General features: G+C 46.8%; 6 protein-coding genes. 3 read left to right on the plus strand and 3 right to left on the minus strand.

What is annotated here, in order from left to right; all coding sequences use genetic code 11:
• Positions 1-138 precede the first annotated feature (138 nt).
• Positions 139-1,251, plus strand: coding sequence for a glucoamylase family protein (locus HUX64_RS18775; RefSeq protein ID WP_174627716.1), 1,113 nt, complete (start codon positions 139-141; stop codon positions 1,249-1,251).
• 256 nt (positions 1,252-1,507) lie between these two features.
• Positions 1,508-2,347 (plus strand): MBL fold metallo-hydrolase, encoded by an 840-nt coding sequence (locus HUX64_RS18780; RefSeq protein WP_246247143.1) that lies wholly within the window; start codon positions 1,508-1,510, stop codon positions 2,345-2,347.
• A gap of 54 nt (positions 2,348-2,401) precedes the next feature.
• On the opposite strand, the gene HUX64_RS20200 is transcribed toward HUX64_RS18780, so the two are convergent.
• Complete coding sequence (locus tag HUX64_RS20200) at positions 2,402-2,533, minus strand: hypothetical protein (protein ID WP_281355359.1); 132 nt, start codon at positions 2,531-2,533, stop codon at positions 2,402-2,404.
• A 1,967-nt stretch (positions 2,534-4,500) separates the two neighbouring features.
• Between HUX64_RS20200 and HUX64_RS18785 the strand changes: the two genes are divergently transcribed.
• Positions 4,501-5,427, plus strand: coding sequence for an IS5 family transposase (locus tag HUX64_RS18785; RefSeq protein WP_174627717.1), 927 nt, complete (start codon positions 4,501-4,503; stop codon positions 5,425-5,427).
• A 1,134-nt stretch (positions 5,428-6,561) separates the two neighbouring features.
• Here the strand turns inward: HUX64_RS18785 and HUX64_RS18790 are convergent.
• Together HUX64_RS18790 and HUX64_RS18795 are read right to left on the minus strand one after the other, a co-directional pair.
• Positions 6,562-7,362 carry an SHOCT domain-containing protein gene (locus tag HUX64_RS18790; RefSeq protein WP_174627718.1) on the minus strand — a complete coding sequence of 267 codons (801 nt, stop codon included), beginning with the start codon at positions 7,360-7,362 and terminating at the stop codon, positions 6,562-6,564.
• A gap of 121 nt (positions 7,363-7,483) precedes the next feature.
• Positions 7,484-7,654 (minus strand): hypothetical protein, encoded by a 171-nt coding sequence (locus tag HUX64_RS18795; protein WP_217426625.1) that lies wholly within the window; start codon positions 7,652-7,654, stop codon positions 7,484-7,486.
• Between the last annotated feature and the right edge of the window lie 386 nt (positions 7,655-8,040).

An 8,040-nucleotide genomic window follows, 5' to 3' on the forward strand; every position in this document is an offset into this window, starting at 1 on the left:
TTATGACACCGTGTGGGTAAGGAGGAGTCCATATCATCATTGCGAAAACTATGTTGCATACCCCTTGCTGGGTATGCAACGAGTGAAGCAGGACGGCTGGGGCTGCCGCAGGCATGAGCGGTCGCGTGATTTTGCCGCTTGTTGGGCAGGGAGGCTCATAAAAGCTTTCGCAAAAATAGCAACTCCCCGCAATTTTTTTGGGAAAGCCGGCAAGGAAAAGAGCAGGATGCAACAGGCTATAAAGGGTTTTTCTATCATTTTCTCGATATGAAAACCGGCCGACGAGTTTGGAAATCGGAACTGTCATCTATTGATACCGCATTTTTTTTGGCAGGCGCGCTTGCCGCCGTCCAGTATTTTAACCGGCATACCAAGGAAGAAGAATCAATCCGCATGCTTGGCTATGCGCTTTATCGACGCGCCGATTGGAAATGGATGTTAAACGGGGGGAAAAGAGTAACGATGGGCTGGAAACCGGAAAGCGGATTTTTGAAATACCGGTGGGAAGGCTACAGTGAAGGCCTGATACTTTACGCGCTCGCTTTGGGTTCGCCGACATTTCCTCTGCCGGCCGAAAGTTACCAGGCCTGGCTCAAAACCTATAAATGGAAAAAACTCTACGGCATCGAATTCCTCTATGCCGGCCCGCTCTTTATTCATCAGCTCTCGCACGTCTGGATAGATTTTCGCGGCATTCAGGATGAATTCATGCGCGAAAAAGGCATCGATTACTTTGAAAACAGCCGCCGCGCCAGTTATATTCAGCAGCAATACGCCATTCGCAATCCGAAAAAATTCAAGGGTTATGAAAAAAACTGCTGGGGAATTACCGCCAGCGACGGTCCCGGTCCGGCAACGCAAAAAATAGGCGGAAAAATAGTGAAGTTTTACGATTATACGGCGCGAAAAATCCCGAACGGTCCCGATGATGGCACGCTCGCGCCGTGGGCGGCAATCGCCTCGCTTCCGTTCGCCCCGGAAATAGTGCTCCCCGCGCTTGATCATTTCAACAGGAACTATCCTGATATGACCAGTAAATACGGATTTAAATGCAGTTTCAATCCAACCTTTGAAAGCGGAAATCAAGATACCCGTGGATGGGTTTCCAAAGGCTATTACGGACTCGACCAGGGTCCGATTGTTTTGATGATTGAAAATTACAGGACGGGATTTTTCTGGCAATTGCTGCGCGATTGCCCTTATATGGCGACTGGTTTACGCCGGGCAGGTTTTACGGGCGGATGGCTTTAATTAAAAAACAACACTATACTCCCCGTTCGCTTAATTTTCGGCACGGTTCGTGAGCCTTCGGCAAAATATTTCCATTACCATTAAAACACCCATAAACGTACGGTATCTCTAGACAATGATCCCAAATAAACCTACACTCTGCGGCACAGCTTTAACAAGCACCTGCTCAACAGTACGAAAAAACCTTGTATTGGCGTTCTTTTGGGTAGGATTGAATAGCCTATGGTCAATGCCAGTCCAGGCCGAACCCCCGTTGATGAAAATTCAAATCCTCGGTTCCGGCGGGCCGGAACTGACCGACCGACGCGCGTCAACCTCTTATCTGATCTGGCTGAACGGCAAAGCCAGGCTATTGGTTGATACCGGCCCCGGCAGCAGCCTGCATTTCGAGCAAAGCGGCGCCCAATTAAACGATTTGGATGCGGTGCTGTACACGCATTTTCATGTCGATCATAGCAGCGACCTGCCGGCGTTCATTAAAGCCGCTTATTTTACCGGCCGGAACCGCGATCTTTATTTATACGGGCCGACCAGCAATGCGCTTATGCCGTCCGCAACCGATTTTATCGATGGCTTGTTCGGAGTCCATGGCATTTACCGGTATTTAAGTGAATATCTTCAACCCGGAGAATCCAGCTTATATAAAATTCGCCCAGTCGATATCATCGCCGCCGGCGACAAAGCCACTGTCCTGGCGCTGCCAGGGCAAATCACGGCCAGCGCCGTTCCGGTCCACCACGGCCCCTTGCCGGCATTGGCCTGGCGCATCGATGTTGATGGCTGTTCGGTCACCTTTTCAGGCGATACCAATAACGCCGGGGCACGCCTTGAACGCTTGGCGCAAGACACTGATTTATTCATCGTCCATCATGCTATTCCGGAAAATGCAGGAGCCACCGCACGCAACCTGCATATGACTCCGTCAATGATCGGCAAGACCGTTCATAACGCCGGCGCCAAAAAACTGCTGCTTTCGCATCGCATGCAGCGCACCGAAGGCATGGAAACCGAGACGTTACAAGAAATCCGCAAAACTTTTCAAGGCCCCGTTGAATTTGCTGACGACTTGGCCGTTTACGAACCCTGCCTGCCTTGATCCATTTGAGCGCCTGCTGCTCGATCGGGAGATACCGCTGCCTGGACTCTGTGATCATGGATTCTCCAACCGATACTGAATTTCTATCCGGGCTTGTTTTGCCAAATCGCTAAAGCCCGCCATCGCCCCGGAAGCATCACCACGATCAGTGGCTTGCGACAATACGATTGATTTTGCGCCCAGCAAGCCGTAGTTCTGCTTACTCCGCGCCTAGACGGTCATATCCATGACGACTCGTGTATTGTCCTGGGTAACGAACTGCTGCTCGAATCGGTATAGCTGAATCCGTACGATGACAGCCTGGTCACCGAAAATAGTCAGATATTGGGGTTTTGTGTGAAACGCCTCCAAAAGTACCAGTTGTTGTAAGTTAACAATTAAGTATCATACATTTTATCGCATATCCTATTGATTTTACATGGGCCCTAGTCCAGATTCCGATAAAAACTATCATCCTTTCAAGTAGCATTTGTCACTAAATAGATTAAGAAAGCTGACAGAAAGTATCATACTTTTGCAAGCCATCTTCGCCGCACCTATGTTTTCAAGGGTTAGGCAATATGAAAGTATGGTGGTTTATTGTTAAGGATGACGGTTTTTTGTCAATTTACAGTTGTGTTTAAGCGCTTTTAAGGCTTCCTGCTGGAATAGAGGCTTGAAAGCAGCCGTTTGAATTTCATGCTATTTGTAGTTATCGACCCATTGCAGTCTTTCACTCGGATTTTTTGAATGACAATAGTTAGCAGTATCGGCCAGTTGCTGAGTTGCTTGGGCAAGTCAGTTGCAAAAACAGGTAGTGAAGTTATCCAGACCTGTTTATCGTGACAATTATGTAGGTTATCCCGCCTGGTCAATCAAGTTCTTCGTCTTTTTTACTATACCTTAGTTTGGCAACCAAGACAGTTCAAGTGTAAATATACAGACCTGGATAATAATTTGTTGGGCTTTTAGGGTTGCGCGTAGATATTCACCCGACATACTGAAGGGCAGTCGCCAAGGCAGGATGTGAATATGTCACATGTCACAGAAAAGATGGAAATATTCCACAGACCAAAGCTGATTGAACCGATGATAATTGGCAGCGTACCTCACATTGCGGCGCCAGCAGAAATGGTTCACCAATAAATCAGCAGGATGGCAAAGGCACAGAGCAGAGGGTACAACTTCAACCTCTAACTATATTTCCTGAAAGGAGAATAACGATGAAACACTTCACTTCTATATACAACAATATGCCTACAGCGCTCAGTGCGCTGACTCTGGTCGGTCTGGTGGGGACGACCGAAGTGGCCCATGCCACTGTCTGGAGCTCAGTGGCGTCAGGTTGTGCGCTCGAAAAAGCCAGCGTCCCGCGTGCCATGACCGATGCGGTGTTTGGCACCGTCAGCTTCAAAGGTAGCAGTACAGGTACTATACGTCTCACCTGTCCCGTCACCCCCCCATCAATGCCGAGAGTGCCGCGAATCTGAATGTTAACTATTATGATCCCGATGACGCGGGGACGACATGTAGCGGGCGGGCGTTCTTGCTGCGTACAAACTTGAACGAGCTGGAACGGGGCAATACGATTGTCGGGTTTGACTCGAATACGGGTTTCTCTGTAAGAGAGCTGGAAACGGGACGGAGTCTCGGGAATGTTTCTATTCCGGAGATTTTGAACTCTTCTGCTAACTATTATTGGGTCGACTTGGAGCTGTCCCGTTCGGGTACGTCGTGCAACCCCACTGCGGTAGGCACGTACATCAATTTCCCCATTCCATAACGTTCCGTGCTCCTTACATACCTGCCTAAACTGGGAGGGCCGCCAGGTGACTGGCGGCCTATCCCCGCTTCCATCTGCGCTATCTGCTCACCTACTGCCCAAAAGAGAACTTGGTCGAGCAAGCCTTGGGGGATGTCCATGAGAAAGGTACCGGTGACCATACACGCAAGCGGCAGACGCCTGCGCTCGGACTTATGGCCACCCTCGCGTGGGCGGCAGCGGCAACTATAGAGCATCTCAAAAAATACACGTCTCTCACTCCAATTTTGGGCGAGAAGCAATTGAGTTGAAATGAGATAATACAGGTAAGCCCACTGATAGTGAATCAGCCCATGAAACGCCGCTAACCCGATTATTCGACGTCGAAGATAGGGCCGGGCAACTAACTCAAATGGGTGACCCGTTGGTCGGGTTGAAAGCCCGGGTAGACTGGGAAGCGTTTCGGCCTGACCTTAAACGAGTGCATGAAAAAGAAAGAAAAAGCCAGGCGGGCGCCAAGCCGTTCGATGTGGTATTGATGTTCAAAATTTTGGTGCTCCAACAACTGCACCATTTATGGGATGACGACATCGAATATCAAATCCGGGATCGGTTCAGTTTCATACGTTTTCTGGGTTTGCAATTAGAAGATCGAGTGCCGGATTCAACAACGGTTTGGACATTTCGCGAAGCGCTCAAGAGCTTAGACTTGGTTGACGTCTTGTTTGCCCGGTTTCATGAACAACTGGCGGAGCAAGGTTATGGGGCACGGGCGGGTCAGATGATTGATGCCACCTTTCTCGAAGTGCCAAAGCAGCGCAATACCTGTGAAGAGAATGCCCTGATTAAAGAGGGCCAAACACCGGAAGCGTGGGATAAACCGGAAGCCGAGGTCAAACCTCGGCAGACAGATACCGACGCGCGCTGGACAAAGAAAAACGACGAGAAGCATTACGGCTACAAAAATCACATCAACGCCGATGAGGGAAACAAACTGATCCAAAGCTATTCAGTGACCCAGGCGGCGGTTCACGATAGCCAAGTATTCGATGAATTGCTTGATCAAACGACTGATGTGAATGGCAACAAGCGCGTGGTTTATGCCGACAGTGCTTATCGTTCGGAAGCCCAAGAGCAGAGATTGGTCGACGCAGACATGGAAAGCCAGGTTTGTGAAAAAGGTACGCGAGGCAAGCCATTAACTGAAGAGCAAAAGCAATCAAACCGGACTAAATCGAAAGTCAGGGCTCGAGTTGAACATGTGTTTGGCGCACAGGCGATGGGTGGGCATTTAGTGCCCACCATCGGTTTGCAGCGGGCCAAAGTCAAGATTGGGTGACCCCATAGAGGAAAGGGGCGACCGAAATGGCATAAAAAGGGGGAGATAATCCAAAAGCCAAGGGATTTTATGCAATTTTTACTTCAAACAGCCCAAATACACCGGGATTTTGAAATAACTTCGAAATAAATTCAGCCAGATAGCTGTTGGGAAATTTAAATTTCAATTAATAGAGGTTCCCTATAGCTAATATAGTTTCTTTATGAGACTTGTACATTCGGCCCTGTGTAGGGGCACGGCTTCGGTATAGTTCTACTTGCCGTGTGCCCCTACGGTTGGCAAAGCAGGAACGATTGGATAATTCTCAAATGAGAGCGCGAATGGACAATTATCTCACAGCTATGAGGACAGCCTTCGTAGTTTCGCTGGTTGCCGTTTTGTTCGGGGTCGGCGAACTCGTGGTTGCGTTTTGGGTTCGGGCGCTATGTGCTACCTAAGCTGCCCAACCACGCGCTGCACCCGACTTTCCTCATCGTCGCGCCGGTGAGCTTGGCCGTTGAATGGCTGCTTTCTGGCTTTACCTACCCTTCCCTTGAAATTCTTGATCGTCTCTTTTTGGCAAATAGCGGCAGGTCAGCTAACCGTAAATTAATTAATTCCCAATGGCTGCTTTTATTGGACTTTTATTGGAATAGTCTGTTTTTTTATTTGCAACTAAAGCGAGTCCTGAGTGATATTTGCAGGCTGTTGGCAAATAATGCGGGTCCATTGGTAATTAATCCGGATCGAAGGGGTGGGCTATTGGCAGTTAATCCGGGCCGGAAATCGCGATGTTTGCAGGCCGTAACAGATAGCATGCCTTTGAAGGTAAGCAATTGGAGAAAGCAGATCACGTTTTTTCTCAGATTCTAATAGTACATTTGCGGCATCTCTAAAATGCCATGCTGAAATACCAAGCCCTCTATCAAAATGCTTTTCCGGTGGAGTTATCAATATATTCAAAATTTTCCCTATCTGTGTAATTTCGCTTCGAACACTTAATGACAAGTTATAACCGGACACAAAATGCGAAGCACCGTGAAGTTTTGCGGCCCGAGTTAACTACGATGCCTTAGCTTATTCGATGAATTGTCGCGTTTGTTTATGAGCAGAATAAGCATCTTCCAGGGCGGAGAAAATCAACAAGCTATTGGACTATCCTAATAGGTCTTTTCTAAGCTTATCGAACTCTTCTTGAGAAATTAACCCATCATCCTTTAGCTTGTTTATCTTTACAAGTTCATCAGCTACTGAAAGATTAGAATATTTCTTAATAAAGAAAGAAGGTAAGGATATTAGAGGTGTAGATATTGGTTCTTTTAATTCAGTAGCAAATATTCCATTAGCAATGATCCAATCCTTATGATTGTTTATAGGGGTATAGAATAAGTAAGTAAATAAATATAAGTATATGATAGGAATGAATGGAATAATAAAAGCAGGTAGTAGCACTTCAAGAGTGTATGTTGAATACCCGTCATCTAAATCATGAGAAGCGTTATCAATCACCTGATTTAATAAGGGAATCCTTCCTAATTCAAGATTAGTAGAGTCAGCATATTGATCGGCATTTCGCTGCATGTCGAAATATAAACTTTTTCGTAATTCTTTTTCTTTTTCAGTATTTGCTTGCACCTTGGCGTAGATTTCTTCCTTTTCTTTTGTGAACTCTACGAGATTTTTAGTATTTTCACTAATAGTGTTTCTTACCTTAACATATTCAGAATAGGCAGTACTTGCGCTAATCAGAATGAGAATTACAAAAATTAATTTAGTATAAGCTGTAAATAATTTTTTTATTATTTCTAAGTATGTAAAGTCGGCTTGCTTATTAAGCATGAATAAGCCATAAGCTATAATAAGAAAGCCGCCTATAGCTAGTCCAAGAGTCGGAAGCAGTAGCAAGAAAAAAAGAACAACTTTTGTTTGTTCGTTAGAAGAGAGGGGCTGATCCATAAGTGGGCAATCCCATAGAGTTAAAACGATTAAAGTTAGCAGCCGATTCACTTTGAGACCACCCTTTCAGCTTTATCAATTGAACAACTTCTTGGACACCGCAAGAGTCACCCTGTGCCGGTTAATCTTTTTTCGAGCTTATAAAGTAGTACCATTCAAAATTGTGCGGGTTTTGCCGTTCGGCAACGGGTTCCAGGTCGGCAATTTCCTTATCAGAAAACCCGGCTTTTTTGAGCTTTGTTTTAGTCAGAAGTACCTCGTTATCATTCAACGCCAGGGAAGCAAAGCGCAAGGTGTAGAGGCCACGAATACGCTCAACTTCGGATGTGTCGTACTATAGTGGACCCCACTGTCCAGACAATTATTTATCGAGTTTAAGATAGAGTCCTGTTCACACCGCAGCGGAATGGCGCTGCCCCAATTCTGCGCGGGAGACATCCCCCGTGTAGCGTAGCGGAACGGCGGATGTCTCCCGCGCGCCGCCAAATTTATCGACAATCTTGGCACCGCCGCCAGTAGCCGTTTGATACACATCATCTGGCGTTTTGTAACCTAGCCCGGATATTTCATCAGCCCCAGAAAACTGCTCCAAAATCCGAACTAAATTTTGGAAAACCGGAAATGTTGAGAAATCGATGGCTAAAGCTGGAAATTAATGACTGATTTCCGTTTTTCAGA

It is taken from the genome of Candidatus Methylobacter favarea (assembly GCF_902806695.1).
Taxonomy (GTDB): Bacteria; Pseudomonadota; Gammaproteobacteria; order Methylococcales; family Methylomonadaceae; genus Methylobacter_B; species Methylobacter_B favarea.

Bases quoted from the DNA above. Each gene is read 5' to 3' on its own strand.
- HUX64_RS18780 (WP_246247143.1), top strand. From the start codon at position 1,508: ATGAAAATTCAAATCCTCGGTTCCGGCGGGCCGGAACTGACCGACCGA.
- HUX64_RS18785 (WP_174627717.1), top strand. From the start codon at position 4,501: ATGGGTGACCCGTTGGTCGGGTTGAAAGCCCGGGTAGACTGGGAAGCG.
- HUX64_RS18790 (WP_174627718.1), bottom strand. From the start codon at position 7,362: ATGGATCAGCCCCTCTCTTCTAACGAACAAACAAAAGTTGTTCTTTTT.